General features: G+C 70.1%; 27 protein-coding genes. 12 read left to right on the top strand and 15 right to left on the bottom strand.

Annotated features, from left to right (window positions below):
- Window positions 1-120 precede the first annotated feature (120 nt).
- The 3 genes from DSY14_RS15335 to DSY14_RS15325 all read left to right on the top strand — a co-directional run bounded on the left by DSY14_RS15335 (window position 121) and on the right by DSY14_RS15325 (window position 2,748).
- Window positions 121-1,668 (top strand): aldehyde dehydrogenase family protein, encoded by a 1,548-nt coding sequence (locus tag DSY14_RS15335; protein ID WP_211717241.1) that lies wholly within the window; start codon window positions 121-123, stop codon window positions 1,666-1,668.
- A 146-nt stretch (window positions 1,669-1,814) separates the two neighbouring features.
- Complete coding sequence (locus DSY14_RS15330; protein WP_211717240.1) at window positions 1,815-2,297, top strand: MarR family winged helix-turn-helix transcriptional regulator; 483 nt, start codon at window positions 1,815-1,817, stop codon at window positions 2,295-2,297.
- A gap of 25 nt (window positions 2,298-2,322) precedes the next feature.
- Window positions 2,323-2,748: an organic hydroperoxide resistance protein gene (locus DSY14_RS15325; protein ID WP_211717239.1), complete on the top strand. Its 426-nt coding sequence runs from the start codon at window positions 2,323-2,325 to the stop codon at window positions 2,746-2,748.
- 158 nt (window positions 2,749-2,906) lie between these two features.
- Here the strand turns inward: DSY14_RS15325 and DSY14_RS15320 are convergent, their stop codons facing one another.
- On the bottom strand, window positions 2,907-3,512 hold the full coding sequence (locus DSY14_RS15320) for a helix-turn-helix domain-containing protein (RefSeq protein ID WP_211717238.1): 606 nt from the start codon (window positions 3,510-3,512) through the stop codon (window positions 2,907-2,909).
- Window positions 3,513-3,592: 80 nt separating this feature from the next.
- Between DSY14_RS15320 and DSY14_RS15315 the strand changes: the two genes are divergently transcribed.
- Together DSY14_RS15315 and DSY14_RS15310 are read left to right on the top strand one after the other, a co-directional pair.
- Window positions 3,593-4,600 (top strand): NAD(P)/FAD-dependent oxidoreductase, encoded by a 1,008-nt coding sequence (locus DSY14_RS15315; protein ID WP_211717237.1) that lies wholly within the window; start codon window positions 3,593-3,595, stop codon window positions 4,598-4,600.
- Window positions 4,601-4,629: 29 nt separating this feature from the next.
- Window positions 4,630-5,280, top strand: a complete 651-nt coding sequence (locus DSY14_RS15310) for a bifunctional 2-polyprenyl-6-hydroxyphenol methylase/3-demethylubiquinol 3-O-methyltransferase UbiG (RefSeq protein WP_211717236.1) — start codon at window positions 4,630-4,632, stop codon at window positions 5,278-5,280.
- 57 nt (window positions 5,281-5,337) lie between these two features.
- Here DSY14_RS15310 and DSY14_RS15305 read toward each other — a convergent pair whose 3' ends face one another.
- The 7 genes from DSY14_RS15305 to DSY14_RS15275 form a co-directional block, all read right to left on the bottom strand.
- Entirely contained in the window at window positions 5,338-5,787 is a 450-nt protein-coding gene (locus DSY14_RS15305; RefSeq protein ID WP_211717235.1) for a hypothetical protein, read from the bottom strand.
- On the bottom strand, window positions 5,784-6,227 hold the full coding sequence (locus DSY14_RS15300; RefSeq protein ID WP_211717234.1) for a hypothetical protein: 444 nt from the start codon (window positions 6,225-6,227) through the stop codon (window positions 5,784-5,786). Before DSY14_RS15300 ends, DSY14_RS15305 begins: the two co-directional genes overlap by 4 nt.
- Window positions 6,228-6,240: 13 nt before the next feature.
- Window positions 6,241-6,492 carry a helix-turn-helix domain-containing protein gene (locus DSY14_RS29625; RefSeq protein WP_211717233.1) on the bottom strand — a complete coding sequence of 84 codons (252 nt, stop codon included), beginning with the start codon at window positions 6,490-6,492 and terminating at the stop codon, window positions 6,241-6,243.
- A gap of 1,052 nt (window positions 6,493-7,544) precedes the next feature.
- Window positions 7,545-8,555, bottom strand: coding sequence for a hemolysin family protein (locus DSY14_RS15290; protein WP_211717232.1), 1,011 nt, complete (start codon window positions 8,553-8,555; stop codon window positions 7,545-7,547).
- Window positions 8,552-9,931 (bottom strand): hemolysin family protein, encoded by a 1,380-nt coding sequence (locus DSY14_RS15285; RefSeq protein WP_211717231.1) that lies wholly within the window; start codon window positions 9,929-9,931, stop codon window positions 8,552-8,554. The genes DSY14_RS15290 and DSY14_RS15285 overlap by 4 nt, the downstream gene beginning before the upstream one ends.
- Before the next feature lie 247 nt (window positions 9,932-10,178).
- On the bottom strand, window positions 10,179-10,739 hold the full coding sequence (locus tag DSY14_RS15280; RefSeq protein ID WP_211717230.1) for a TrmH family RNA methyltransferase: 561 nt from the start codon (window positions 10,737-10,739) through the stop codon (window positions 10,179-10,181).
- Window positions 10,740-10,863: 124 nt separating this feature from the next.
- A complete protein-coding gene (locus DSY14_RS15275; RefSeq protein ID WP_211717229.1) occupies window positions 10,864-11,523 on the bottom strand; it encodes a class I SAM-dependent methyltransferase in 660 nt (219 codons plus the stop codon).
- Between the two features lie 139 nt (window positions 11,524-11,662).
- Between DSY14_RS15275 and DSY14_RS15270 the strand changes: the two genes are divergently transcribed.
- Window positions 11,663-12,154, top strand: coding sequence for a dsRBD fold-containing protein (locus tag DSY14_RS15270; RefSeq protein ID WP_211717228.1), 492 nt, complete (start codon window positions 11,663-11,665; stop codon window positions 12,152-12,154).
- A 220-nt stretch (window positions 12,155-12,374) separates the two neighbouring features.
- Window positions 12,375-13,637, top strand: a complete 1,263-nt coding sequence (locus DSY14_RS15265; protein WP_211717227.1) for an APC family permease — start codon at window positions 12,375-12,377, stop codon at window positions 13,635-13,637.
- Window positions 13,638-13,698: 61 nt separating this feature from the next.
- Here DSY14_RS15265 and DSY14_RS15260 read toward each other — a convergent pair whose 3' ends face one another.
- The 5 genes from DSY14_RS15260 to DSY14_RS15240 all read right to left on the bottom strand — a co-directional run bounded on the left by DSY14_RS15260 (window position 13,699) and on the right by DSY14_RS15240 (window position 18,391).
- Complete coding sequence (locus tag DSY14_RS15260; protein WP_211717226.1) at window positions 13,699-14,475, bottom strand: NUDIX hydrolase; 777 nt, start codon at window positions 14,473-14,475, stop codon at window positions 13,699-13,701.
- Window positions 14,475-15,200: an HAD family hydrolase gene (locus DSY14_RS15255; protein ID WP_211717225.1), complete on the bottom strand. Its 726-nt coding sequence runs from the start codon at window positions 15,198-15,200 to the stop codon at window positions 14,475-14,477. Before DSY14_RS15255 ends, DSY14_RS15260 begins: the two co-directional genes overlap by 1 nt.
- A 128-nt stretch (window positions 15,201-15,328) precedes the next feature.
- Entirely contained in the window at window positions 15,329-16,276 is a 948-nt protein-coding gene (locus DSY14_RS15250) for a VWA domain-containing protein (protein WP_211717262.1), read from the bottom strand.
- A gap of 70 nt (window positions 16,277-16,346) precedes the next feature.
- A complete protein-coding gene (locus DSY14_RS15245; RefSeq protein WP_211717224.1) occupies window positions 16,347-17,315 on the bottom strand; it encodes a DUF58 domain-containing protein in 969 nt (322 codons plus the stop codon).
- Window positions 17,316-17,326: 11 nt separating this feature from the next.
- Window positions 17,327-18,391 (bottom strand): MoxR family ATPase, encoded by a 1,065-nt coding sequence (locus DSY14_RS15240; protein WP_211717223.1) that lies wholly within the window; start codon window positions 18,389-18,391, stop codon window positions 17,327-17,329.
- 153 nt (window positions 18,392-18,544) lie between these two features.
- On the opposite strand from DSY14_RS15240, the gene DSY14_RS15235 reads away from it, so the two are divergent.
- The 5 genes from DSY14_RS15235 to DSY14_RS15215 all read left to right on the top strand — a co-directional run bounded on the left by DSY14_RS15235 (window position 18,545) and on the right by DSY14_RS15215 (window position 24,533).
- A complete protein-coding gene (locus DSY14_RS15235; RefSeq protein ID WP_211717222.1) occupies window positions 18,545-19,249 on the top strand; it encodes a hypothetical protein in 705 nt (234 codons plus the stop codon).
- 536 nt (window positions 19,250-19,785) lie between these two features.
- A complete protein-coding gene (locus DSY14_RS15230) occupies window positions 19,786-20,553 on the top strand; it encodes a HipA family kinase (RefSeq protein ID WP_211717221.1) in 768 nt (255 codons plus the stop codon).
- Window positions 20,550-20,978: a DUF3037 domain-containing protein gene (locus DSY14_RS15225; protein ID WP_211717220.1), complete on the top strand. Its 429-nt coding sequence runs from the start codon at window positions 20,550-20,552 to the stop codon at window positions 20,976-20,978. The genes DSY14_RS15230 and DSY14_RS15225 overlap by 4 nt, the downstream gene beginning before the upstream one ends.
- 146 nt (window positions 20,979-21,124) lie before the next feature.
- Window positions 21,125-22,375: a multidrug effflux MFS transporter gene (locus tag DSY14_RS15220; RefSeq protein ID WP_211717219.1), complete on the top strand. Its 1,251-nt coding sequence runs from the start codon at window positions 21,125-21,127 to the stop codon at window positions 22,373-22,375.
- A 139-nt stretch (window positions 22,376-22,514) separates the two neighbouring features.
- Entirely contained in the window at window positions 22,515-24,533 is a 2,019-nt protein-coding gene (locus tag DSY14_RS15215) for an AMP-binding protein (protein ID WP_211717218.1), read from the top strand.
- Window positions 24,534-24,596: 63 nt separating this feature from the next.
- Here the strand turns inward: DSY14_RS15215 and DSY14_RS15210 are convergent, their stop codons facing one another.
- Together DSY14_RS15210 and DSY14_RS15205 are read right to left on the bottom strand one after the other, a co-directional pair.
- Complete coding sequence (locus DSY14_RS15210; RefSeq protein WP_211717217.1) at window positions 24,597-25,247, bottom strand: response regulator transcription factor; 651 nt, start codon at window positions 25,245-25,247, stop codon at window positions 24,597-24,599.
- On the bottom strand, window positions 25,196-25,485 hold a 290-nt coding region (locus tag DSY14_RS15205; protein ID WP_374224018.1), incomplete at its 5' end, for a sensor histidine kinase. The genes DSY14_RS15205 and DSY14_RS15210, both read right to left, overlap by 52 nt.

Raw genomic sequence — 25,485 nt, 5'->3', positions numbered from 1 at the left:
TGAACGGACCGTGAACGCCCGCGGGGCGGTGCGGGAGTGACGTCGGGTCTGGATTGTGGGGCCCGGAGTTGGCAAGGTGAGAGGTGTCCGTCGTCCCTCTCAACGGAGAGAGCAACACCTATGACCAACGGTGCCCTACCCGACACGCAGGTTCTCGCCGACCGCGCGCGGACCGCTCTGGAACGGTGCGGTGGAACCCTTCCGCCCCGGTCCGTCGGGGCGACCGGGCGTGCCCGCACGCCGATCACCGGACAGGACCTGTTCGATGTGGAGTTCGATACCCCCGAGAGCGCCGGGCGGGCCGTGGCGGCGGCCGCCGAGGCCTTCGACTCGACCTGGCGCGACACCCCCGCGCCCGAGCGCGGGAAATTGGTGCACCGCCTGGGCGCGCTGCTGCGCGAGCACAAGGAGGACCTGGCCGAGCTGGTGACCATCGAGGCGGGCAAGATCCGCTCCGAGGCGCTGGGCGAGGTGCAGGAGATGATCGACATTTGCGACTTCGCGGTGGGTCTGTCGCGCCAGCTCTACGGGCGCACCATGCCCTCGGAACGGCCCGGCCACCGGTTGATGGAGACCTGGCACCCGATCGGGGTGGTCGGGGTCATCACCGCGTTCAACTTCCCCGTGGCGGTGTGGTCGTGGAACACCTGTGTGGCGTTGGTGTGCGGTGACACGGTGGTGTGGAAACCCTCCGAGTCGACCTCGCTCACCGCGCTGGCCTGCCATGGGTTGCTGATGCGCGCCGCGGCCGACGTGGGCGCTCCGGCCGACGTGCACCGTGTGGTGTTGGGCGGCGCCGAGGTGGGCGGGGTCCTGGTGGAGGATCGCCGGGTGGCGTTGCTGTCGGCGACCGGGTCCACGGCGATGGGCCGGGCGGTGGCACCGAAGGTGGCCGCCCGTATGGGCCGTTACCTGCTGGAACTGGGCGGTAACAACGCCGCCGTCGTGGCGCCCTCGGCCGACCTGGACCTGGTGGTGCGCGGGAGTGTGTTCGCCGCCGCCGGTACCGCGGGACAGCGGTGTACGACGCTGCGCCGGTTGATCGTGCACGAGGACGTCGTGGACGCCGTGTGCGAGCGGGTCGTGGACGCCTACACCCAGCTGCGTGATCGCGTGGGCGACCCCTGCGAGGAGTCCACGTTGGTGGGCCCGCTGGTGGGCGAGGCCGGCCACAAGGCGATGTCCTCCGCGTTGGATCGGGCCCGTGGCGACGGTGGCCGGGTCCTGGTGGGCGGTGAACGCCGGCTCGAGCAGGAGGCGGCCGCGGCCTACTACGTGGAGCCGGCCGTGGTGCGGATGCCCGCACAGACCGAGGTGGTGCGGGAGGAGACCTTCGCGCCGATTCTGTACGTGATGTCCTACCGCACCTTCGAGGAGGCGGTGGAGCTGCACAACGGCGTGCCCCAGGGGTTGTCCTCGGCGATCTTCACCCAGGACCAGGCCGAGGCCGAGCGTTTCCTGTCGGCGGCGGGGTCGGACTGCGGCATCGTCAACGTCAACATCGGTACCTCGGGCGCCGAGATCGGCGGCGCCTTCGGTGGGGAGAAGGACACCGGTGGCGGTCGTGAGTCGGGTTCGGACTCCTGGAAGGCGTACATGAGGCGCGCCACGAACACCGTCAACTACGGTGGTGAACTGCCGTTGGCCCAGGGAGTGCGCTTCCTGTAGAGCGGATCGGGGCCCGCGCCGTCGTCGGCGCGGGCCCTCGGCGTGGCGCACCCGATCCAAAAAGATTGCGCCCAATGCTGTTGTGCACAACTTATTTTCTGTTACCGTGGCAACGCCGACACGGTACGTATCGCAGGGGAGGATCCATGGCCGGAACCGACGAGGGAGACCCCCTCGCCCTGGACAACCAGCTGTGCTTCGCCCTCTACACCGCCTCCCGCGCCCTCACCGGGCTCTACCGGGAGATCCTGACCGACCTCGGGCTCACCTACCCGCAGTACCTGGTCATGCTGGCGCTGTGGGAGCACGGGACCCTGCCGGTCAAGGAACTGGGGCAGGTGCTCAGCCTGGACACCGGCACACTCTCCCCTCTGCTGCGCCGCATGGAGGGGGCCGGGCTCCTGACCCGCAGGCGCGGTCCCGAGGACGAGCGCATCGTCCGCGTCCGTCTCACCGAGGAGGGGGAACGTCTGCGCGACCGTGCGGACGGCATCCCCGACCAGGTCCTGTGCGCGACCGACCTGCCCTTGGAGAAGGCCGTCGAGCTGCGCACGCTCCTCGACCACGTCACCCGCTCTGTGAACGCGACCACCGGCGATCGAACCACATCCACAGGGGAACCGGCCTAGCACCGGACCCCGGAGAGAGGCAGACATGGCTTTCCAGACGCTGTACACCGCCAACGCCACCATCACCGGCGAGGGCCGCGGCGGCTCCGGCAAGACCGACGACGGCCGCCTCGCGGTGGACCTGTCGGTGCCCAAGGGCCTGGGCGGCGACGACGGCCCCGGCACCAACCCCGAACAGCTCTTCGCCGTCGGTTACGGGGCCTGCTTCCTCGGCGCGCTGAAGAAGATCGCCCGCCAGACCAAGGTCGACGCCTCCGACGCCACCATCGACGCCCAGGTCGTCCTGGGCAAGGACGAGGGCCTGGACCTGGTGGTCGCCCTCACCGTGACCCTCCCGCACCTGTCGCAGGAGGAGGCCGACGAGCTCGTGGCCACCGCCCACCAGACCTGCCCCTACTCCCGCGCCACCCGCGGCAACATCGAGGTCACCCTCACCACGAAGACCGCCTGAGCATCACCGTGCCCGGAACGGGGCCGCGACCACCATGGGTGGGCGCGGCCCCGTCGCCGTGTTCGGGGCGGGACGAACGCGCAGGGGGCGATCCCGGGGCGTCGGCCTCCAGTCCGCTCCGAGGGTGCCCGGAGCCGTGGCCTCGCGCGGCGGAGTGCTCAGCCGGCGCGATCGTCCTTGGCGGCGGCTCGGGGCCGGGCGCGCAGATGGGCCTTCTCACCCTGGGCCCCGAAGAGGCTCAGGAACTCCACGGCCCGGTCGTCGGCGGCGCCGAACCAGTGGGGGACCCGGGTGTCGAACTCGGCGGCCTCGCCGGCGCCGAGGATCAGGTCGTGTTCGCCCAGGACCACGCGCAGACGACCGTTGAGGACGTAGAGCCACTCGTAACCCTCGTGGGTCTGGGGGTCGGGTTCACGGCGTCCGGTGCCCGCCGCCAGAACCAGCTTGTAGGCCTGGATGCCGCCGGGGCGACGGGTGAGGGGGATCATCGTCATCCCGTGCTGGGTGGTGGGGCGCAGGTGCACGCGCGGGTCACCGGTGGGAGGCGCGTCCACGAGTTCGTCGAGGGTGACGCCATAGGCGCGGGCCAGGGGCAACAGGAGTTCGAGGGTGGGTCTGCGCTCGCCCGTCTCCAGGCGCGACAGGGTGCTGACCGAGACACCCGTGGTGGCCGAGAGGTCGGCCAGGGTGGTCCCGCGTTGGGTGCGCATGGCGCGCAGACGGGGGCCGACGGCGGTCAGTGCCTGGTCGAGATCGTGGTCCATCCCCGCATTTTGCCACACCGGCAACAGAAGTTGTCGAATCGGTCGGCTGGTAGCACTCTGACGTGTGGAGGTGGTCCACGGTGGACGAGCGGGTCGAGGATGTCTACGAGGTGGTGGTGGTCGGTGGCGGCGCCGCCGGGCTGAGCGGGGCCGTGACCCTGGCACGGGCGCGCCGCTCGGTGCTGGTGGTCGACGCGGGGGAACCGCGCAACGCCCCCGCGAACGGGGTGCACGGTCTGCTCGGGAGGGAGGGCACGTCCCCGGGCGCACTCCTCGAACGGGGGCGTGCCGAGGCCCGTTCCTACGGGGCCCATGTGGTGCGCGGCCGGGTGCGCTCGGTCGAGGGCGCGGTGGGAGCGTTCGTGGTGCACCTGGAGGACGGGCGCACCGTGGAGGCGCGACGGGTGCTGGTGACGACCGGCCTGGTCGACCAACTCCCCGCCGTTCCCGGACTGGCCGAGCGCTGGGGTCGCGACGTACTGCACTGCCCCTACTGCCACGGTTGGGAAGTGCGCGACCGCCCCATCGGGGTCCTGGCCACGGGGCCGATGTCGGTGCACCAGGCACTGATGTTCAGCCAGTGGAGTCCGGACGTGGTCTACTTCGCGAACGGACTCCCGTTGGAGACCGACCAGGTCGAGCGCCTGGCCGTCCGCGGAGTCGAGGTGGTCACGGGCGAGGTGGCCGCCGTGGAGACGGTGGACGACGCGCTGCGGGGAGTGCGTCTGGTCGGGGGAGAGCTGGTGGAACGCCGGGCGCTGGCCGTGGCCGGCCGCATGGTGGCCCGGGTCGACTTCCTCGCCCCGCTGGGGCTGGTGCCGGAGCCGCACCCTTCGGGGATGGGCGAACACCTTCCCGCCGACGCCACCGGACGCAGCGCCGTTGCGGGGGTGTGGGTGGCGGGCAACGCCACCGACGTGGCCGCCCAGGTGGGGGCGGCGGGAGCGGCCGGCACGCTCGCGGCGGCCCAGATCAACGCCGACCTGATCACCAGCGAGATCGACCTGGTCCTGGCCGATCGCCGGGCCTTCTCGGCCGGCTCCGAGCGGGAGGCGGCCGCCCGCAGAAGGGGCGGGCACGGACTGTGAACACGCACGACGACGCAGGGGGGAGTCACATGGCGCAGGAGTTCGACCGTGAGTTCTGGGAGGAGCGGTACCGCACCGGGCGACACGATCACGGTGGGCACGGGCCCGACGGGCCGGGCGAGCCCAACCCGCAGTTGGTGGCCGCCGCCCGCGACCTGCGACCCGGTCGGGCCCTGGAGGCCGGTGCCGGTCTGGGCGTCGACAGCCTGTGGCTCGCCGGGCAGGGGTGGCGGGTCACCGCGTTGGACGTCTCCCAGAACGCGCTGGACCGGGCCGTGGAGTCGGCCGAGCGGATCGACCCGGAGGCGGCCGCCCGGATCGACTGGGTGCGGGGCGACGCCACCGAACTCGATCCCGACCGGGTCGTCTTCGACCTGGTCACCAGCCACTACGCCCACCCGGTGGGGCCCTTCTCGGCCCTGGTGGAGCGTCTGGCCGCCGTGGTGGCCGTGGGAGGGACGTTGCTCATCGTCGGCCACGACCCCTCCGACGCCCACGGCCACGCTCCGCACGCCGGACACGCGGCGGCGCACGTCAGTGCCCCCGAAATGGCGGACGTGCTGGACCGAAAGCGTTGGCGTGTGTTGGTGGCCCAGACCCGGCCGCGCACCCGACGGGGCGGCGATGGCGGCCGGGTGGCCATGAACGACGCGGTGATGGTGGCCCGCCGCGTCGGATGAGGGTGGCGGGTCCTCCCCCCTTCCGCCCGAGGGGAGGACCCGCTTTTCCAGGGGTGGTCACATGGTGCGGAAAGCGGCCAGACGGCGCTCGAACAGCACATCGACGGGGTGGGCGAAGGGGCGGGAGCGGTCCAGCACCATCACCAGCTGTCGCGTGCCCGGGCGCAGCAGGGCCGTGACCGCGTGGGTGAAGGCCTCGGGATCCAGAAGGGGGTCTGCTCCCAGCACCAGGGGGCGGCGCACCGCCTGTTCCAGGCGCGCCCAGCCGCGTCGCTCGTCCCAGGCCAGCAGGAAGTCGTCGTGATCGGGGCCGCCCAGTCGCACGAGGGCGCCGCGGTCGTCCTGCCGCTGCAGGTGGCTCTCGGGGAAGTGCACCCGGGGCGGGTGGCTGAGCTCCTTGCGCAGGCGTTCTGCGCAGGCGTACACATAGGCGTGGTGGTTGAGCGGCCACGGCGTGGTGTTGGCGTCCACGTACTGCAGCCGGCTCGTCGGGGGGGTGATGGTCACTGGTCGGGCTCCTGTTCCACCTCGTCCTGGTCCGAGGTGGGGGACCCCGCCAGGACGGTGAAGAGTACGGTCACTGCATAGCCGGAGTGTTCTCCGCGCAGGGTCACCACGCGTTCGCGGCCCCCCGCACGTTCGCTGCTGGACTCGGTGGGCACGTGCAGACGGTCGCGCCAGCGGGAGACGACGCCGTCCGGACCGAACAGGGACGAGGCGAGGCCCCCGCCGTGCACGGCGGCGTAGTGAACGGTGGTCAGCCCATTGATGTCGGTGACACAGGTGGTCAGGGCCGGCCACAGACCGGGGTCGCCCTCGATGAGTTCGGCCACGTCGCGCGCGCACGCCGTCAGTCTGCGAGGACCGGGGACGAGCGGCTCGATCCGTAGGCCGGGCTTGCGTTTAGGGAGAGCGGGGGGTTTGTCGGTCGTGGGAAGTGCGTTCACTCGGCCTCACCTTTCAAAGGTGTCTGTGTTCCGTGCTCGTGTCGATCCGCGATTCGCGTACGGCGTTTTCGACGTACTGATTGAGTGATTCGCACGTGATGCGACGAATCCATTTCTTGGGTCCGATCTTCACCGACTGGAGTTCGTCGCTGTAGCAGAGATCGTAAACCACGCGCTCCGACACATCGAGAATCTGTGCGGCTTTTCGGACACTCACTAAGAGTTTCTCTTGATCAATAACGCGGATATCCCGCGGTTGCGTCATGACGAGAACCTAGCAATCCCAGTGGTGCGTGTACAGAGTCCGTTCTGGGGACAACACAGCCTGGTAATTACCGATTGTCGGGAATCAGGACCAGGGTCCCTCCGGTTCTCCCCTCCCGGTGTCTTCTCCATACTCTGCGAGGTTTTGCGAGTCTTGAATAGGGGGCCGAACCTTTTGGACCTTAAAGAGAAGGAAGATCTTTTACTGTTGATCTTGAAAGAAGGGTCGACGTGCGGAAACGCCGGAAGGAGGAGTGTGAACCGAACGGTTGCCGAAGCCCTTCTCGGCCGGCCGCCCCGGGCGTCGGAGCGCAGCGGGAACGCTCGGTCCCACGGGCCCTCCTGGGTCGACGGATCCACCGGGGCGTCCCTCCCGTCGCGGACCGGGACGACAGGCGGGCGCGGCCCTGACGCACCACGTCCGGAGCGAGGCACGGGGCCGACGAGGGCCGGGAGACGGCCCGGGCCGCGCACACACGGCGGTCCCGGCGGTCACGCCCGGACGCGGGGTGAGTCGTTCGGGCACGTGGTGGGCGGACGCGACACGCGTGGTCGGCTCTCACGGGGGCGCGTCCTCCTCGTCCGGGGCGCGGACGGGCACGGTCGGATCGTGGTCACCGGGTCGCCCGTAGCGACACCCCGCGGCCGACCCGGGGCCGGCCCACGGTGGTGTACGCGGACCCCTGGGCGATGCGCCGGCCGGTTCCACGGGCGGAACCACGATGGCCACGAGCGTGCCCGCCACGATGTCCCCGAGGAGGTTCCGCACCGTTCCTTTCGCGCGGGGAAGGGCCAGACGGGGGGAGGGGCGAGACGAGCACGGTGGGTCGCGCCCGTCGTCGTCACGACGGGCACACGGCGTCAGGGGAGAGGCGGCACGGCCGGGAGACCGTCGACCCGGTCGCGGCCGCGCCCCCGACGCTGATCAAGCTGTGCCCCCGGAGCGGCTCCGCGCGCCGCACGCCACGGTGCGCGGGTCCTCGCGCACACGAAACGGGGAGGGCCCCAGAGCCCTCCCCGTCGTGTCGGTCGCGCCGCCGGGCGGCGCCACCGTCAGGCGGCGGTCTCCAGCAGCAACAACCGGTCCAGGATGTCCTGCAGGGTGACCAGACCCACCAGACGGTCCTCGTCCTCGACCAGGGCCAGGTGGGTGCGGCTCTCACGCATGATGCCCATGGCCGCGTACATCGGCGTGCCGGTGTCCAGGGTCAGGACCGGACGCATGAGGTCCGCGGCGGTGGTGTCGGCCGCACCGGTCAGGGCCTCACGTACGTGCAGCACCCCCACCGGTTCTCCGTGCTCCATCACGACCAGACGCAGGTGGGTGGACTCACGGGAGACCCGCTTGATCTCCTCCACCCCGGCGTCGGGCCCCACCCAGGCGATCTCCTCGCGCGGGGTGATGTGTTCACTGATGGGTTGGGAGTTGACCTCCAGGGCGGTGGCCAGCTGGTCCCGGCGCTCGGAGTCCAGGGAACCGGCCTTGGCCGAGTGCTCGACCAACTCGCGCACGTCCTCGGGGTTGTGCCCCGTGATCAACTCGTCCACGGCCTGCACGCCGAAGCGGTGCAGGACCCAGTTGGCCATGTTGTTGAGCATGACGATGACCGGACGGGTGAGCCACATGAACGCGCGCATCGGGATGGCCAGCAGGGTCGCCGACTTCTCCGGGTGCGAGATCGCCCAGGACTTGGGTGCCATCTCTCCCACGACCAGGTGCAGGAACGTCACGATGATCAGGGAGAAGGTGAAGGAGAGCACGTAGGCCACCGAGTCGGGCAGCCCACCGAAGAGCGGCTCCAACAGGTGGTGGAAGGCCGGCTTGGAGATCGCGCCCAAGGCCAGGGTCGCCAGGGTGATCCCCAACTGGGAACCGGCCAGCAACAGCGACAGGTCACGGGCGCTCTTGAGGGCCGCCCGCGCCGAGGCGCTGGTGTGGGCGGCCTCCTCCAACCGGTAGCGGCGCGCCGCCACCAGGGCGAACTCGATCGCCACGAAGAACCCGCTCAGCGCGATGAAGACCACGGTCAGCACGAGCGCCAACCACACGTTCATGTCGCTCATGCCCGCACCTCCTGTGCTTGCTCACCCTGGATCTCGCGCAGCCTGACCTCCACGGTGTGCGGCACGTGCCGCTGGACCGCGTTGACGGTCAGGGTCAACTCCATGTCGGGGTCGCCGTCATGGGCGCTGGCGGGACGGGGCAGGGCCAGGTCGACACGGTCGCCGGCCCTCGGGAGCCGGTGCAGCTCGTGGATGACCAGACCGCCCAGGGTCTCGTAGTCGCCCTCGGGCAGGTCGTGACCGATGAGCCGCTCGACCTCGTCGATGTGCAGCGCACCGGGGACCAGGTAGCCGTTCTCACCACCCAGGGGAGCCGGTGACTCCTCTTCGGGGGTGTGCTCGTCGGCGATCTCACCGACGAGTTCCTCGGCGAGGTCCTCGGTGGTGATGACGCCGGCCAGGCCTCCGTACTCGTCGACCACGCAGGCGAACTCCTCGTCGGCCGCGCGCAGCTGGTCGAGCACCCCGGGCAGGGGCAGGGAGGCCGGGACCATGACGGTCGGCCGAGCGACCTCGCTGACGCGTACGCCGGCCAGGTCGCGGTCGCCCAGGGCGAGCACGTCCCGCAGACAGATCACGCCGACGATGTCGTCCACGCCCTGTCCCAGCACGGGGAAGCGGGAGTGGTCGGAGGCCATGAGCTCCACGACCCGGCTGACCGGTTCGCTCTCCTCCACGGTGGTGACCTCCGGGCGCGGGATCATCGCGTGTCCGGCGGTCTGTTCGTGGAAGTCCAGGGTGCGGTCCAGGAGTGTGGACACCTCGGCGGGCAGATCCCCGCTCTCCCGGGACTCGGCGATGATCCGTTCCAGGTCACGCGGGGTGGCCGCGTGCTGGACGTCCTCGACCGGGGTGATGCGGACCATCTTGAGCAACAGGATGGCGGCCTGGTCGAACAACCAGATGACGGGCCCGAAGACCCTGAGGTAGATGCCGGTGGACAACGCCAACCATCGGGCCACCGGTTCGGGGCGGGCGATGGCGAGGTTCTTGGCGAACAACTCGCCGAAGACCATCTGGACCACGGTGGAGAACACCAGGGCCAGAGCGATACCGATGGCGACACCGGTACCGGGCGGTACGCCGGCTCCGGCGAGAAGCTCTCCGATGCCGTTACCGATCATCGGTTCGGCGACATAACCGACCAGAAGTGTGGTGACGGTGATGCCCAATTGGGCGCCGGAGAGCATGAACGAAGTGCGATTGGTGATCGCCAGGGCCCGTTTGGCCCCGCTGTCACCGGCCGCGGCCCGCGCCTTGAGGCGTGAACGGTCCACGGCCATGTAGCCGAATTCCTGGGCGACGAAGTATCCGGTCGCCACGGTGATCAAAAAGACCACCAGTGCACCGAAGGCGATGCTGAGGATGGTGCTCATCGGGCACACACCACCAGGTTCCGCCTGTGGGCAGGGTTCCTACGAAGGTGCGCGCCCTTCGAAGAAGGGGGCTCGTCGGATTCTGGGTCACAGCATCCACGCGGGATGCTGTTGGTACTTCGGGACGGGTCCACTGTTCCTCTCTCTGCGCTGAGGCGCGTTGATGATGTGACGATAGTGAATGTGGTCAATGGAGGGACGTCCGGGGCGGGTGAAAGATTCCCGCTCCTGCGGTGTCCCCGGTTCTTCAGGATCCGATGGGGGCGTCGGCCTCGTCGCCGAATCCGGCCCATTCCCTGCGGCGGGCCTCGGCCAGGGCGATGGCGGTGGCCACGGCCACGTTCAGCGAGCCGACCCGGCCGATCTGCGGGATGTAGGTGATGGCGTCGGCTCCGGCGAGCAGCGCGGGCGAGCAGCCATGGTCCTCGGCGCCCACGGCCAGACACACGTCCGGCTCCAACGGGGCGGCGTGCAGGGGAACGGCCCCCTTGGCCAGTTCCACGGCCACGACCTTGTAGCCGTCGGCGCGGGCCGCCTCCAGGGCCAGGGCCGTGGTGGCCAGGCGCTCGTGGGGGACCTTGGCCGAGGTGCCCAGAGCGGTCTTGCCGACCTTGGGGTCATCGGGGTCGGCGCTGTTGCCGGTGAGCCAGAGACGGTCGACGCCGAACGTGGCACAGGTGCGCAGGATGGAACCCAGGTTGAAGGGCTGGGTGACCGATTCGACCAACAGGGACAGACGTCCCTCGGTGCGCCTGCGCCACTGGCGGTTCAGACGTTTGACGTCCGTGGGACGCAACTGCGTGCTCAACTGCGGTGTGTTCCTCGTGGATGGGGGCCGGGTGGTCCGGCTCCGGTCGGTCAAGAGTACCGGTCCGCGCGCCGACCTGCACGTGTGAGGCCGGGCACGGCGGACAAAAGGGGATCTGGTGGGATCAGGAGGCCGATGCGGGGCCCACGGTGAGCACACGGAAACCGGCGCGCGAGGCGAGTCGCTCGGTGGGGTGTCCCTGCCCCTCCAACCATTTCTGCAGGGAGTCCGACCCCAGGTGGCGTTGGACGACCAGGTGGGCGACCCCGTTCGGGGAGAGCCGTCCCAACCAGGCGCGCAGCAGGGTGTGCAGCACGTCCTTGCCCACGCGGATCGGCGGATTGGACCAGATGACGTCGAAGGGCCCGAGCAGATCGGCGCCCGTGGACGGGGTCTCGACGTCGGCGCCCTGCTCCGGCGCCAGGCCGCCCTCGGGGGTCACCACCGCGAAGCGCGCGTGGCCGAACCCGTGTTCGGCGGCGTTGCGACGGGCCAGCCCCACGGCGCGCGCGTTGACGTCCACGCCCAGCACACGCGCCCCCGGCGCACGGTGGGCCAGGGTCAGGGCGATGGGGCCGTAACCGCAGCCCACGTCGAGCAGGGTGCCCTCGGGCGGCGGGGCGGGAACGCTCTCCAGCAGGACCCGGGTGCCCAGGTCGATCCTGTCGGGGGAGAAGACGCCCCGGTCGGTGTGCAGACGCAGGTGCACGTCGGGCAGGACCAGGTCGGCGGTGGAGGGCCGACTGGCGGCGTCGGGGCTGGAGTCGAAGTAGTGCTGGGCCACGCCGTGACGCTATCAGGGGCGCACGACCGGTCGGGTGGGCAAAAACCTCCCCAGCGGGCGGGAACGAAAGGCCCAACCCCCGATGGGTCGCCCGACTCGGGCGGAATGATGGAGGTACGCGAGGTTTCTGGGGGAACCCATGCGAGCAAGGGTAGGAGACCGACTGGTCATCGAGAGCCCCAACGCCGATACCCACCGTCGTACGGGGGTGGTCGTCGAGGTCAGAGGGCGGTTGGGGGAGCCGCCCTACCAGGTGCGCTGGCTCGACGGCGGTGAGGGCCGCCGGGCCCTGGTCTACCCGGGGCCCGACGCGCACATCGAACACGCAGCACACGTGGGGGGAGCGGATGCCATGCAGACGATGAAGCGGTGGAACGTCGACGTGGTCGTGGCCGAGGAGAGCGAGGGGGAGGCCGCCCGAACCTGGGCCGAGGTGGGCCTGGTGGCCGAGGACGGGACCGCGTTGCGCGGCCACGGCATGGCCCGCAAGCACCCCACGGACATGGACGTGCCCGAGATCGGCGAGGAGCTGGCCGTCTCGCGCGCGCTGTCGGACCTGTCCCGGCAGCTGCGACAGGTGGCCGCCGAGGACATCAACGACAACACCGGTACTCCGTGGCGTCCCACGTGAGTCGACTCCGGCCGGGGCCTCGCGAGCGCCCGGGCCCGGGGAAGACGGTGTGAGCAGGCCCTCGGTGTGAACCGGGGGCCTGGCTCTGTGCCCGTGGACATCGGACTTCGCGGGACCTTTCGGTCCACAAGTGGCCATCGGCCCCCTGGGGGCAGGGGCCCATGGGTCGGTCGGATCGGGCACACTCGAAAAGTCGGATCAGTCGACCAAGGAGAGCTTGTTGGCCACCTCTTCCGGACCGCAGGCCGGACCGGCCCGGGTACTGGGCACCGTCGACGCGGCCGCCATCGGCGCCGCGGCGATGCTCGGTGCCGGGGTGTTCTCGGTCTTCGCACCGGCGGCGTCGGGCGCCGGCGCCTGGCTTCCGGTCGCCATCGTCATCGCCGGGGCCGTCGCCTACTGCAACGCGATCTCCTCGGCCCGACTGGCCGCCCGCCACCCCGAGAACGGGGGCACCTATGTGTACGGCCGCGAACGTCTCGGTGAATTGTGGGGCTACCTGGCCGGGTGGGCTTTCGTGGTCGGCAAGATCGCCTCGTGCGCGGCCATGGCGCTGACGTTGGCGTCCTATGTGCTGCCCGGGTGGGAGACCCCGGTGGCGGTCGCCACGGTGGTCGTGCTGGCCGCCGTCAACTACCGGGGTCTGCGGCGTTCCACGCTGCTGATCAAGATCCTGCTGGTGCTCGTACTGGCGGTGTTGGTCGCGGTGTTCGTGGCGATGGTGCTCAGCGGCCGTCTGGCCGCCGTCGCCGAGGTCGACGGTATGGGCCCCTGGCCGGGGTCCTTCGGTGTGCTGGGCGCCGCCGGGATGATCTTCTTCGCCTTCGCGGGCTACGCGCGCATCGCGACCCTGGGCGGTGAGGTGCGCGATCCGCGCACCACCATCCCGCGGGCGATCACCCTGGCGCTGGGCGGGGTGCTGGTGCTGTACCTGGTGATCGGCACCGGGCTGTTGATCGTGCTGGGACGCGAGAGACTCACCACCTCCACCGCGCCCATGGTGGACGCCGTGGAGGTGGCCGGCTTCCCGATGCTGGTGCCGTTCGTGGTGGCCGGTGCGGCCCTGGCCTGTGCTGGGGCCCTGCTGTCACTGCTGCTGGGCGTCTCGCGCACGGTGGCGGCCATGGCCTCCGACGGCCACCTGCCCCGTCACCTGGGCCACACCCACGAACGGTTCGGTGTGCCCCATCGGGCCGAGATCGCGGTGGCGGCGGTGGTCGTGGCCCTGGTCCTGGTGGGCGACCTGGCCGGGGTGATCGCGTTCTCGGCCTTCGGCGTGCTGGTCTACTACGCCATCGCCAACGCCTCGGCATTGCGCCTGGGACCGGACGAGAACCGACCCCCGTTGATCGCCCCGGTGGGCGGCCTGGTGGGGTGCGTGGTGCTGGCCACCAGCCTCCCGCTGCCGGTGGTGGCCACCGGTATGGCGGTGCTCGGCGTGGGCGCCGGCATCTGGTGGCTGCGCCACCGGACCCTGACCTGAGCCGGCCTCCGAGCGCATCGGAGCCGGGGGAGCGGACCCGGGGGCCGCGTGACCCCGGAGGTCAACGCTCCGGGTGGGAGATCAGGAAGCCCAGACCTCGACGCGCCGTCGTGGACAGGCGCAGGCCGCTCAGCTCCTCGGGCGCGAACCACCCACACGCGGCGGTCGATCCGCTCTCCTCGACCACCCGCGGTTCCGTGGGAGCGCCCACGTGCACGTGGGAGAAGACCCAGACCGCGTAGATGTCGAGGTCGGAGGCGGACGAGGTGCGGCGGTGACCGGTCACCCTGATGAGCGCGCCGACCACGCCGTGCTGGCCGGTCTCCTCCACCACCTCGCGACGCAGCGCGGCCCGCATGTCCTCTCCCAGGTCCACGCCACCGCCCGGCAGGTGCCAGGACCCGGCGCCCGGGAAACCCTCGGCGATCCGGCTCAACAGGATGCGTCCGGCGGGGTCGGTCACGATGCCGTAGGAGGCGAAGCGACGCAGACGGGGCAGGGATCCCGGCTCGGGGTCGGGTTCGTCCGGGACCAGCGCGGGGACCGTGGGGACCAGCCCCTCGGCGGGCACCACGTCCGGCCAGGCCGAACGCAGCTCCGGTCGGGTGTAGACGATGCGGTCCACGTGCATCGCCCGGCTCCGGGACAGGCTCACGGTCTCGGTGATGACGTCCAGGGCCGTCAGCGGTGCGTCCTCCGGCAGTCCGCCCAGTTCACGGGCGCGGCGTTCGGGGTCCTCACCGAAGAGCACCCGCGCGCCCCGTAGTTCGGGGCCGTCCGGGCCGGCGGTGATCAGGTGGACGGTGACACGGCGGGACACCGGATCGTCCGTGGACATCAGATGGCGCCGGTGGGTGCGGTCAGGCCGAGCATGCGCGGCAGACTCTCCAGGTCGGGGATGGTGGTGATCCCCTCGAAGGGGGCGCGTCCGGTGCGATCGATGATCACCGGGTGCATGCGCGAGGCGCTGGCGCCCACACCGTCCGACTGGATCTGGTCGCCCACGTGCCAGCAGGCGGAGGTCTCCACGCCCAGGCGCTGGGCGGTGAAGTGGAAGATGCGCGGGTCGGGCTTGCCGGCCCCGGCGGTGTCGGCGCAGACCACGGTGTGGAAGTATCCGGTCAGCTCCAGGGCCTGGAGCTTGGCGTGCTGGAGCGACTCGACGCCGTTGGTCAGGAGCGCCATGCGGTACCCGGCGCGGCCGAGCGCGGCCAGCGTGGCGTGCGTGTCGGGGTAGACCTGCCAGGCGGCACGGTGCGCCTCCAGGTAGATGCGGTAGAGCTCATCGCAGTGCTGGTCGGCCAGGTTGTCGTGGCCTGACTGGACGGCCAGCGCACGAACACGTTCCCGACGCTGTTCCTCCAGGCCGATCCTGCCGCGCAGGTAGGAACCGAAGGAGATCTCGGTCTGGATGTCCCACAGCGCGCGGGCGGCGCCGAAGTCGGGGTGGCCGATCCGTTCCATGACCGCGCGCAGACCCGCGGAGGAGGCTGCGGCGTCGTCGATGAGGGTGTCGTCCAGATCGAAACAGAGCGCGGTCGGGGGTGTGGGTGTCTTCGGCATCGTTCCTCGATGTGGGTGGGCAAGGCAAACATGCCAACGCTAACCGCTGGCATCGGGGGAATTGGTGCAAACCCCACCTAAACGGATGTGTCCAACATCACGGCGCTCATCGGTGGCCACCGTCGTGATCAGGGAAGACGCTGGAACCACAGCAGGGAGGTCGATGCGGTGGCCAGCGCCAGCACGATCGCGATGAGGACGAAGCGCGTGACGATCTCCTCATGCACGTACTCGGTGCCCAGCGAGGAGCCGATGTCCTCGTAGACCTCGTCCAGCTCGGTCTCGCTCTCGGCCTCGTAGAAGTGACCCCCGGTGTCCTGCGCCAGTCCGCGCAGTGCCTCCTTGTCGATGTCGGCGGGCACCTGGTACCCGTCGATCTCGATCATGGCCGCACCGCTGCCGAAGGCGATCGTGGAGACCGGCACCTCCTCCTCGGCCGCCACGGCCGAGGCCTGGGCGATGTCGCGACCACTGGTGTTCTCCCCGTCCGAGAGCAGCACGATCGCCGAGGGCGGCGGATCCTCCTCCGCCTCCTCATCGAAGCCGCGGATGGCCTCCAGGGACGCGAAGACCCCTTCGCCGATGGCCGTGCCCGGTCCCAGGCGCAACCCCTCGACCGAGCCCATGACCGCGGCGTGGTCCTGGGTGGGCGGGGCCACCACGGTGGCCGTGGAGGAGAAGGAGACCAGCCCGACGTTGAACCGGTCGGGCAGGGTGTCTACGAACCCGCGTGCGGACTCCTTGGCCGCGTGCAGACGGTCCGGTTCGATGTCGGTGGCCGCCATCGACAGGGAGACGTCCACCGCCACGATGATGGTGGCCCGCTCCCGAGGGGCCTCGACCGGCATCGCCGGGACCGCCATGGCGGCGAGCAGCACCGCCATCGTCAGGGCGAACAGCGTGGCCGGGACGTGCCGCCGGATGTCCGGCCGGTGCGGGGCGACCTGGTCGAGCAGTTCCAGGTTGGTGAAGCGCAACGTGTACTCGCGCCGCTGACGCTGGGCGAGCACGTAGGCCACCACCAGCACCACGACCAGCAGCAACCACCACAGTCGCTGGGGTTCCAGGAAGGTCATGACGGCCTCACGTCCCCCGTCATCATCCGCGACGTGGGGACTTCCCACGCCGTGTGCGCCTCGGCGCGCCTCATCGGGGCACCCCCGGGGTGTGGCGGGCCATATGGTGCGCCGTGCGTCGCTGTTCGATGACGAACCGCGCGATGTCCAATACCCAGTCGCGGTCGGTTCGCAACACCAGGTGATGGACCCCGCAGCCGCGCAGGGTCGCCCGGATGGCCGCGCGCTGGGCGCCGGCGGCCTCACGATAGCGTTCCCGCACCGCCCGGGTCACACGGACGTCGCGGACGCGCCCCGTGGAGGGATCGCGCAAAGTCACGTCGCCGATGTCGGGCACGTCCAGTTCGCGGGGGTCCAGGACCTCCACGGCCAGCACCTGGTGCCGCGCTGCCAACTGTCGCAGGGGACGCTCCCAGGTGACGGTCCCGCCGAAGGCGGGGGTGTCGAGGAAGTCGGACACGACCACGCGCAGGCCACGCCTGCGGCGGACGCGCGCCAGGTCGGTGACGGCGTCGGCGAAGGTGTCCCGTTCGGAGTCGGGACCGCGCTGGTCGCCGGTGGGCGCGGCGGCGATGGTGGCCAGCAGGGCCAGCAACGCCTCCTTGCCCGAACGCGCCGGCCACCGTCGGATCCGGCCCTGGTGCAGGAAGTGGGCGCCGAACCGGTCGCCCACCCGCTGGGTGAGCAGGTTGGCGGCGACCAGCGCGCCCACGGCCACCTCGCGCTTGGAGTACAGCCCGGTGCCGAAGTCCATGCTCGGCGACAGGTCCAGCAGGGTCCAGCTCTCCAGTTCGCGGTCGGCGACCATGTCCCGCACATGGGGGGTGTCGGTACGCGCGGTGACCGCCCAGTCCATGTGACGCACGTCGTCCTCGCCGGGCTGGTACAGGCGGGCCTCGGCCGCCTCCGACCCCGGCCCCATGCGCAGGCCCAGGTGTTCGCCGTGCAGCAGCCCGTCCAGGCGGTGCACGATGCGCAGGTCCAGGCGGCGCAGGGCGGCACGCAGCCGTGGGTCGGTGCCGATCGCTGGTGCGTTCACGGTGGGTCCCTCTAACGGTGCGAGGCGAAGGAAGCGGACTCTCCCGTGGGTGGTTCGTCCCAGATGACCCGTGGCGCGGGAACGGTGGACAGGATGCGGTCGACGACCTGTTCGGGGGTGATGCCGTCGGCCAGCGCGTCGAAGGTCAACACCAGACGGTGGGCGATGACGTCGTGGGCCAGCACCCGCACGTCGTCGGGCAGGACGTAGTCGCGCCCACGCAGCAACGCCAGCGCCCGGGCGGCGGACACCAGCCCCAGGGTGGCGCGGGGGCTGGCGCCCACCTCCAGCGCCTGGCGCAGGTCCGGCATCTGGTGGTTCTCCGGTTCACGTGTGGCCATGACCAGGCGCACCACGTAGTCGGCGATGAGCTGGTGGACGTGTACGCGCTCGGCGTCGGCCTGGAGCTCGCCCAGGGTCACCGGGTCCAGGACCTGGTGGGCGGTGGGCGGGTCGGAGCTCATCCGCCGCAGGATCTCCATCTCCTCGTGCGCCTTGGGGTGGAGCACGTTGACCTTCATGAGGAAACGGTCGCGTTGGGCCTCGGGCAGCGGGTAGACGCCCTCGGACTCCACGGGGTTCTGTGTGGCGATGACGATGAAGGGGGAGGGCAGGGGGTGCGTGGTCCCGCCGATGGAGACCTGGCGTTCGGCCATGACCTCCAGGAGGGCGGACTGCACCTTGGCGGGGGCGCGGTTGATCTCGTCGGCCAGGACGAAATTGGCGAAGACGGGACCGAGCTCGACGTCGAAGCGCTCGGTGGAGGGGTGGTAGATGCGCGTGCCGACGATGTCGGACGGCACCAGGTCGGGCGTGAACTGCAGTCGGGAGAAGGAACCACCGGTGACCTTGGCCAGCGTCGACACGGCCAGGGTCTTGGCGATGCCGGGCACCCCCTCGATGAGACAGTGGCCTCGGGCCACCAGCGCGATGAGGGACCGTTCGACCATGCGTTCCTGGCCGACGATGACGGTGGAGACCTCGTGCAGCGCCGCGCGCAGCAGACGGGTGGGTTCGCCCGGGGTGCTCTCCGGTTTCGGAGCCGAGGAACCGTTCCCGGTGGAGGTTTCTGCCATGTCCCGCCTTCCCGGTACGTGGGTGCCGACCGTAGGGGCACCGGTAGGAGTAGGTTGTGGTTCACCTGCTGGCGACACTACCTGTTCGGAGCCCCGAATCCGGTTCCCGGCACGGGTGGTGGGGTCGATGGTCGCTTGTGAAGGGGGAGGCTGATGTCGGTTCCCACGATGGGGCTGCACGAGGGGGACCCGCGCCAGCTGGGCGGGTACCGGTTGCTGGGACGGTTGCGCGAGTCGCGCCTGGGCGTGGTCTACCTGGGCCGGGACGGGGCCGGGGCCCGGGTGAGCGTGGCCATGCTCAACGACGCCGCGGGGATCGACGAGGCCACGCGCGGTCGGTTCGCCGACGAGGTGGGCCGCAGCGACGAGGTCGTGGCGGCGCGCACCACCGGACGTTCGGCACTCTGGGTGGCCTGCCCGTTCGAGGAGGGCGGCGGTGCGGACGCCGGCGCGTTCTTGGAACGTGCCGGTCGGGGCGGCCCGGTGGTGCCCAGTGGCCCGATGGTGATGCCGCACTGGGCGGGGGAGCGGGGCGCCTCGTCGGTGCGGTGGAGCGCTCTGCCCGGCGGGCGGGACAGCAAGGTGGCGCGTGGCGAGGCCAACTGGTGGCTCATCGGCACCCTGGGTGCGCTGTTGCTGTTGCTGCTGCTCCTGATGTTCGCGCTGTACCTGTGGTTGATGCAGTTCCCCCAGCCGGAGCCGTCCGAGCCGGCGCAGCCGGAGCAGTCGGAGGAGTCCGAGCCGGCGCAGGAACCCTCGCCGGGGGAGGACGCGGAACCCACCCCTGTGCCCACGGTGCCGGGGCCGGGGCAGGACGGCGACGAGGAGTGGGGAGAGCAGCCCGAGGACAACCTCTGACGCGAGGGGAGTGCGGCCCTCGGGGGCCTCCGTTCGGATACGGGGGAGCCCCGGGGCCGCGGGCGTCGGTGGGGTGCCCGGCGGAAGTGGATGGGCCCCGAAAACGGGGGGATCGTGGAGGGGAAACCTCGAGGGTGGTCGTGTCTCTCCTTAAAATCTACGTCGTAAAGGTGGCGGAGCTTTTGTTCAAAAGCATTTTCTTCGAAAAAACAAAGGAGCGGCTACGCCGCCCGACTCATCGGACTCCGCACGGGAGAGGGGCGCCGTGTCGCGCTCATTCCAGGGCACTTCTAGAACGTGTTCAGGGGCGGATATAGGGGGCCGTGACGGGGTTCGGTGGTGCGGCGGAGGGTGGTCGGACACCGTCGGGCTCCGAACGACTGACGACTGTGCACGCCGTCCCCGTTCCTGCGCGAAGTGACGGTGCGCGCCCCGTGCGTCCGATGCCGCGTCCGTTGGTGCGCGCGGATCGGCCGACGGACGCTCCCCGTGGGTGCGGTCGGTGCGTGCGCACCGTGCGGTCGACGGTTGTGTCTATGCTGACCGGCGTGCTGAAGAAAGTGATCGCGACGCGGTACGTCCTACCGCTGCGCGAAGGAGGATCGCTCCCCGGTCTGGTCGAGGCCGACGACCTGGGGATGTACGTGGTCAAGTTCATCGGGGCCGGTCAGGGGCGCAAGACCCTGGTGGCCGAGGTCCTGACCGGGGAGTTGGGACGGGCCCTGGGGCTGCCGGTCCCGGAGTTGGCCCTGGTGGAGTTCGACGCGGTCATCGGTCGAGGAGAACCCGATCAGGAGGTCCAAGAGCTGCTCAAGGCCAGTGACGGGCTGAACCTGGGAATGGACTTCCTTCCCGGGTCCCTGGGCTTCGACCCACTGACGTTCGACGTCGCCCCCGACCTCGCCGCCCGGGTGCTGTGGTTCGACGCCCTGACGGGCAACGTGGACCGTTCCTGGCGCAACCCCAACATGCTGATGTGGCACGGTGCGCCCTACCTGATCGACCACGGGGCCACGTTGATCTTCCACCACAGCTGGCCCAACGCCGACCGGTTCGTCACGCGCCCCTACGACGCCTCCGACCACGTCCTGTCGGGCTTCCGGCCCGACCTCGCCGCGGCCGACGCCGACCTGGCACCCCGTGTGGACGAGGAGCTCCTGCGCCGGGTGGTGGGACTCGTGCCGGACGTGTGGCTGGAGGAAGAGCCCGGCTTCGACGCCCCGGAACAGGTCCGTGAGGCCTACGTCCGTCATCTGCTGGCCCGCGTGGCCGATCGGTCCTGGCTTCCGGAGGTGGGCGCGTGAGCGAGAGGTACAGCGTGGTGACCACCGGTCGCGTGGGGATCACACGCGACCGTGCGGTGTTCGAGTACGCCCTGCTGCGTGTGGTGCCGTGTCTGGAGCGCGGCGAGTGCGTCAACGCCGGAGTGATCGTCTACAGCCAGGACCGGGCGTTCCTGGCCGCGCGTTCGGACCTGGACGAGGACCGGCTGCGGGCGTTGGACCCGGGTGTGGACGTGGTGGGGGTGCGTCGGGCTCTGGAGGCGGTGGAGGCGATGTGCCGTGGTGGGGCCGAGGCGGGTCCGGCCGGCCGTGAACGTCCCGGTCCGCGTTTCCGGTGGCTCACCGCACCTCGCAGCACGATCGTGCAGGCCGGTCCGGTGCACGGAGGGTTGACGGTCGATCCGGAAGCCGAGGTGGAAAGGTTGTTGGACCGCTTGGTGCGGTGAATGTCCGCTTCGGGGTAAGGGACATCACAGGTTTCGGGGTGGTTGGGTGGGGAGCGAATTCCTCCCGTTCGGTGTTGGTATGGAGTGGCCCGCGCCCGTGGGCGCGCTCCCGGCCACCCCGTCCCCGTTTCTGAACAGGAGTACCTGTGCAGTCCTCGACCTCCCCCGTCACCGCCGAACAGGCGGCCTCACCCCCGGTACGTCCGCGTCGCGCGATCGTGTTGCTGGTGTTGGTGCTGGGTGTGTTGACCGCCACCGGCCCGTTGGCCACCGACATGTACCTTCCGGCGTTCCCACAGATCACGCAGGAGCTGGGGGCCTCCGAGGCGCAGATCGGGTTGACGCTGACCGCGATCATGTTGGGGTTGGCCGCGGGCCAGTTGGTGATCGGTCCGATGAGCGATGCCTGGGGCCGGCGTCGGCCGTTGCTGGTGGGCGTGGCCCTGTTCACGATCACGTCGGTGCTGTGCGTGTTCGTGCCGAACGTGACGGCGTTCATCGTGTTGCGTTTCGTGCAGGGGGTGGCCGGGGCCGCGGGTGCGGTGATCGCGCGTGCGGTGGTGCGGGACCTGTTCCAGGGCGATGACGCGGTGCGGTTCTTCTCGCGGCTGGCGCTGGTGATGATGTTGGCGCCGTTGCTGGCTCCGCTGGTGGGCGCCCAGCTGTTGCTGGTGGGTCCCTGGCAGTTGAGTTTCTGGGTGCTGGCCGTGATGTCGGCGCTGAGTTTCGTGTTGGTGCTGTTCTGGTTGCCGGAGTCGTTGCCTGCCTCCGAGCGTCGGGCCCAGGGGCCTCGGATGTTGGTGGCGACGGTGGGCGCTCTGGTGCGGAACCGGCGGTTCGTGGCGCCGGTGCTGTCGCTGGGGTTGAGCTTCGGGATGCTGTTCACCTACGTGTCGGCGTTCTCGTTCGTGTCCCAGAACGAGTTCGGTGTCTCGCCGCAGACGTACGGGTGGTTGTTCGCGGTGAACGCGTTGGCGTCGATGGCGGGGACGCAGGGCAACGGGTTGCTGGTGGGTCGGGTGGACACGCGGCGACGGTTGTTGATGGGACTGTTGTTGGCTCTGGTGGCGGTGCTGACGCTGTTGGTGTTGGCGTTGGCCGGGTGGGCCCAGTTGTGGATGGTGTCGTCGTTGTTGGCGCTGATGATGTTCAGCGTCGGTTTCATCATGCCGAACGCGACGGTGTCGGCTCTGGACGGTCAGCCGGTGGCGGTGGCCGGTACGGCTTCGGCGTTGATGGGTTCACTGCAGTTCGCCTTGGGTGGTGCGATCGCGGCGTTGGCCGGGATGACTCCGTCGGGTGAGGCGTCGTTGGTCAGTATGTCCGTGGTGATGGCGTCGGTGGCGGTGTTGTCGGTGGCGGCTTTTGTGTGGGGTGCGCGGGTGAAGGTGGGATGAGCCCGAGGTCGGGGGTTTCGTCGAACTTCTCTGAGGTTGCCGTTCGGTGGGGAAATGGGCACAGTAGGGCACGATTCCCCGATTGAGGCGGGTGGGAATCGGTGGCCCGCCTTCCGATGTGGCAGAGGATGAGTTGGATATGGGCGAGACCCCCGGTTCGGTGGCGCGAGGCCAGTCCGGGCTGAGCGACCAGGTCTATGACGTGGCGACCTCTGACGCGCATGCGCAGGTGTTCTCGGTGCTGGAGGAGGGCCGCTGGGAGCGTCGGACCGCGGGGGGTTTCGCGACCGAGGTGACGGCGGTGGCCAAGGGCCTGGTGGCGGCCGGGGTGGCCGAGGGCGATCGGGTGTTGGTGGTGCTGCCTTCGGGCCATGACTGGGTGCGTTTGGCGTACGCGGTGTGGTCGGTGCGGGCGGTGTTGGTGCCGGTCGCCATGGAGGCGTCCTCGGAGCGGTTGACGCAGGTGGTGCGTGATGTGCGTCCCGCGGTGGCGGTGGTGTCGGGGGTGCGGGCCCATCGCGTGGTGGCGGGGTTGCAGCGGGAGTTGCCGGACCTGGGGCGGGTGTGGCGCTTCGAGGAGGGTCTGCCCGAGGTGGTGAGCCTGGGGGCGTACATGGACGCCTCGTCGGTGCGTTTTCGGCGGGATGTGGTGGTGCCGGAGGATCCGGCGGTGGTCCTGTATCCGGTGAGCACGGTGTCGCGTTCGATGCGGGGTGTGGTGCTCTCGCACGGCGGTCTGTTGTCGGCTGCGGCGGATCTGGTGGATCGCATGTGGCCGCGGTTGTCGGAGCTGGCGCCGGGCAAGGCGAGCGCGGTGGTGGATCTGCCGTTGTCGCAGTTGCCGGGGTTGGCGACGTTGGTGGCCTGTGTGGTGGGTCGAGTCCGGTTGGGTGTGGTGGCTCCGGGGCGGTTGCGGAGTGAGTTGGACCGGTTCAGGCCGACGGTGTTGGTGTGCACGCCGCGGTTGCTCGAGCGTGTGCACGGGTCGGAGCGGGCTTCGGCGCATTCGACGGACTGGGATTCGGTGGGGACGTTCAACGCGGCGATGGACGCCGCGGTGCAGTTCGACCAGGCGAAGAAGAAGGGTGCCTGGGCCCGGTTGTCGCGGTCGATGTACGACTGGTCGTTCTCCAAGATCCGGGACGTGCTGGGTGGTCGGGTGCATCTGGCGGTGTGTTGGGGTGGTGGGCTGTCGGAGCGGTTGGACAGCTATTTCGGTGGTGTGGGTGTTCCGGTGATGCAGGCGTACGGGGTCGCGGAGACGGCCGGTGTGTTCTGTGCGAACGCGGTGGGTGATCGTGTGCCGGGGTCGGTGGGGCGGGTGTTGCCCGATCGTCAGTGGTGGGTGTCGCCCGAGGGTGAGTTGTGTCTGTTGGGTGGTGCGTTGTTCCTGGGGTACTGGGGCGACGCGGAGGGGACGCGGGCGGCGTTCCGTGAGGGGTGGTTGACCACCGGGGTGGTGGTCGAGGTGGACGATGAGGGCTTCGTGCGGGTGCTGGGTCGTGTGCGGCCCCAGGCGTCGTCCGCGCGGGTGCCGGATGGGTTCGTGCCGCGGGTGGTGGAGCCCGCTCCGGAGCGGGCTGTGGCGCGGGTGGAGCGGCCGCGTGGTGGTGAGGACGCGGTGGTTTCGGTGGTGAGGCCGGCCGAGGTGGCGCCTGCCGAGGATCCGTGGGTGTCGCAGGCGCGTGCGGAGCCCGAGCCGGAGCCGGCTGCGGAGTCGGGTGTGGTGGTGCGGTCGGGTGCGGCGGACCGGTCGCGGGACGCGGAGTTGGTGGCGGGGTTCGAGGAGCGGTTGCGGGCGCATCCGCTGATCAGCCAGGTGTTGGTGATCGTGGAGGGGCGGCCGTTCGCGAGTGCGTTGGTCACCTTGGTGCGTGATCAGTTGGAGTACTGGCGTTTGGTGAACGGTCGGCCGTTGTCGATGGCGCCGGAGGAGATCGCGGGGGACCGTGAGCTTCTGCGGGAGGTGCAGGGGTTGGTGTACGAGGCCAATCGGAGTGTGCCGCGGCATTTGGCGGTGCGGTCGTTCCATGTGCTGGCCGAGGAGTTCACGATGCAGTCGGGGTTGGTGCATCCGTCGGGTGGGTTGCGCAGGGACGCGGTGTTGCGTGCGTTCTCCGAGGAGATCGACGGGTTGTATCGGGTGCGTCGGGACTGATCGACGGGTGGTGTGCGGCGGCCGCGGCTCCTTCGGGGGCCGCGGCCGTTGTCGTGTGCGGGGTCAGTTCCGGCCGTTGAGGTAGGCGAGGACGGCGAGGACGCGGCGGCTGTCGTCGGAGGAGGGCGGCAGGTCGAGTTTGGTGAAGATGTTGTTGATGTGTTTGCTGACGGCTTTCTCGGTGATGTAGAGGCGTCCTGCGATGGCGGAGTTGGAGCGGCCCTCGGCCATTTCGGCGAGGACTTCGCGTTCGCGTGGGGTGAGTTGGGCGAGGGGGCCGCTGTGGTCCTGGCGGGCCAGGAGTTGGGAGATGACGGCGGGGTCCATGGCGGTGCCGCCGGCGGCGACGCGGCGGATGGCTTCGATGAACTGGTTGACGTCGAAGACGCGGTCTTTGAGGAGGTAGCCGACGCCTCCGGCGTCGTCGGAGAGGAGTTCGCGGGCGTAGAGCTGTTCGACGTGCTGGGAGAGGACGAGGACAGGTAGGCCGGGGATGTGGGTGCGGGCGGCGATGGCTGCCTGGAGGCCTTCGTCGGTGAAGGTGGGGGGTAGGCGTACGTCGACGACGGCGACGTCGGGTTTGTGTTCGGTGAGGGCGGTGTGGAGGTCGGGGCCGTTGTCGAGGGCGGCGACGACGGTGAATTCGTGGGCTTGGAGGAGTCTTATGAGTCCGTCGCGGAGGAGGGCAAGGTCTTCGGCGATGACAACGCGCACGGAATCTCCAGGGTGATGATGGTGGGTCCGCCTGTGGGGCTGGTGATGTTCATCGTGCCATCGAAGGCGTCGAGGCGTCGGGCGATGCCGCCGAGTCCGCTTGCGGGTGTGGGGGTGGCTCCGCCGTGGCCGTTGTCGGTGATGGTGATGACGAGTCGTTGGCGGCCGTGGTTGATGTGGACCCAGGCGTGGGTGGCTCCGGAGTGTTTGGCGGTGTTGGTGAGGAGTTCGGCGATGG

This window comes from Nocardiopsis sp. MG754419 (assembly GCF_018207095.1).
Taxonomy (GTDB): domain Bacteria; phylum Actinomycetota; class Actinomycetes; order Streptosporangiales; family Streptosporangiaceae; genus Nocardiopsis.
Note: the sequence above shows the minus strand (reverse complement) of the source record. Positions and strands in the feature narration are given on the sequence as shown.

Bases quoted from the DNA above. Each gene is read 5' to 3' on its own strand.
- DSY14_RS15325 (WP_211717239.1), top strand. From the start codon at position 2,323: ATGGCTTTCCAGACGCTGTACACCGCCAACGCCACCATCACCGGCGAG.
- DSY14_RS15260 (WP_211717226.1), bottom strand. From the start codon at position 14,475: ATGTCCACGGACGATCCGGTGTCCCGCCGTGTCACCGTCCACCTGATC.
- DSY14_RS15255 (WP_211717225.1), bottom strand. From the start codon at position 15,200: ATGCCGAAGACACCCACACCCCCGACCGCGCTCTGTTTCGATCTGGAC.
- DSY14_RS15290 (WP_211717232.1), bottom strand. From the start codon at position 8,555: ATGAGCGACATGAACGTGTGGTTGGCGCTCGTGCTGACCGTGGTCTTC.
- DSY14_RS29625 (WP_211717233.1), bottom strand. From the start codon at position 6,492: ATGACGCAACCGCGGGATATCCGCGTTATTGATCAAGAGAAACTCTTA.
- DSY14_RS15330 (WP_211717240.1), top strand. From the start codon at position 1,815: ATGGCCGGAACCGACGAGGGAGACCCCCTCGCCCTGGACAACCAGCTG.
- DSY14_RS15285 (WP_211717231.1), bottom strand. From the start codon at position 9,931: ATGAGCACCATCCTCAGCATCGCCTTCGGTGCACTGGTGGTCTTTTTG.
- DSY14_RS15250 (WP_211717262.1), bottom strand. From the start codon at position 16,276: ATGACCTTCCTGGAACCCCAGCGACTGTGGTGGTTGCTGCTGGTCGTG.
- DSY14_RS15240 (WP_211717223.1), bottom strand. From the start codon at position 18,391: ATGGCAGAAACCTCCACCGGGAACGGTTCCTCGGCTCCGAAACCGGAG.
- DSY14_RS15335 (WP_211717241.1), top strand. From the start codon at position 121: ATGACCAACGGTGCCCTACCCGACACGCAGGTTCTCGCCGACCGCGCG.
- DSY14_RS15320 (WP_211717238.1), bottom strand. From the start codon at position 3,512: ATGGACCACGATCTCGACCAGGCACTGACCGCCGTCGGCCCCCGTCTG.
- DSY14_RS15270 (WP_211717228.1), top strand. From the start codon at position 11,663: ATGCGAGCAAGGGTAGGAGACCGACTGGTCATCGAGAGCCCCAACGCC.
- DSY14_RS15230 (WP_211717221.1), top strand. From the start codon at position 19,786: ATGCTGACCGGCGTGCTGAAGAAAGTGATCGCGACGCGGTACGTCCTA.
- DSY14_RS15235 (WP_211717222.1), top strand. From the start codon at position 18,545: ATGTCGGTTCCCACGATGGGGCTGCACGAGGGGGACCCGCGCCAGCTG.
- DSY14_RS15310 (WP_211717236.1), top strand. From the start codon at position 4,630: ATGGCGCAGGAGTTCGACCGTGAGTTCTGGGAGGAGCGGTACCGCACC.
- DSY14_RS15215 (WP_211717218.1), top strand. From the start codon at position 22,515: ATGGGCGAGACCCCCGGTTCGGTGGCGCGAGGCCAGTCCGGGCTGAGC.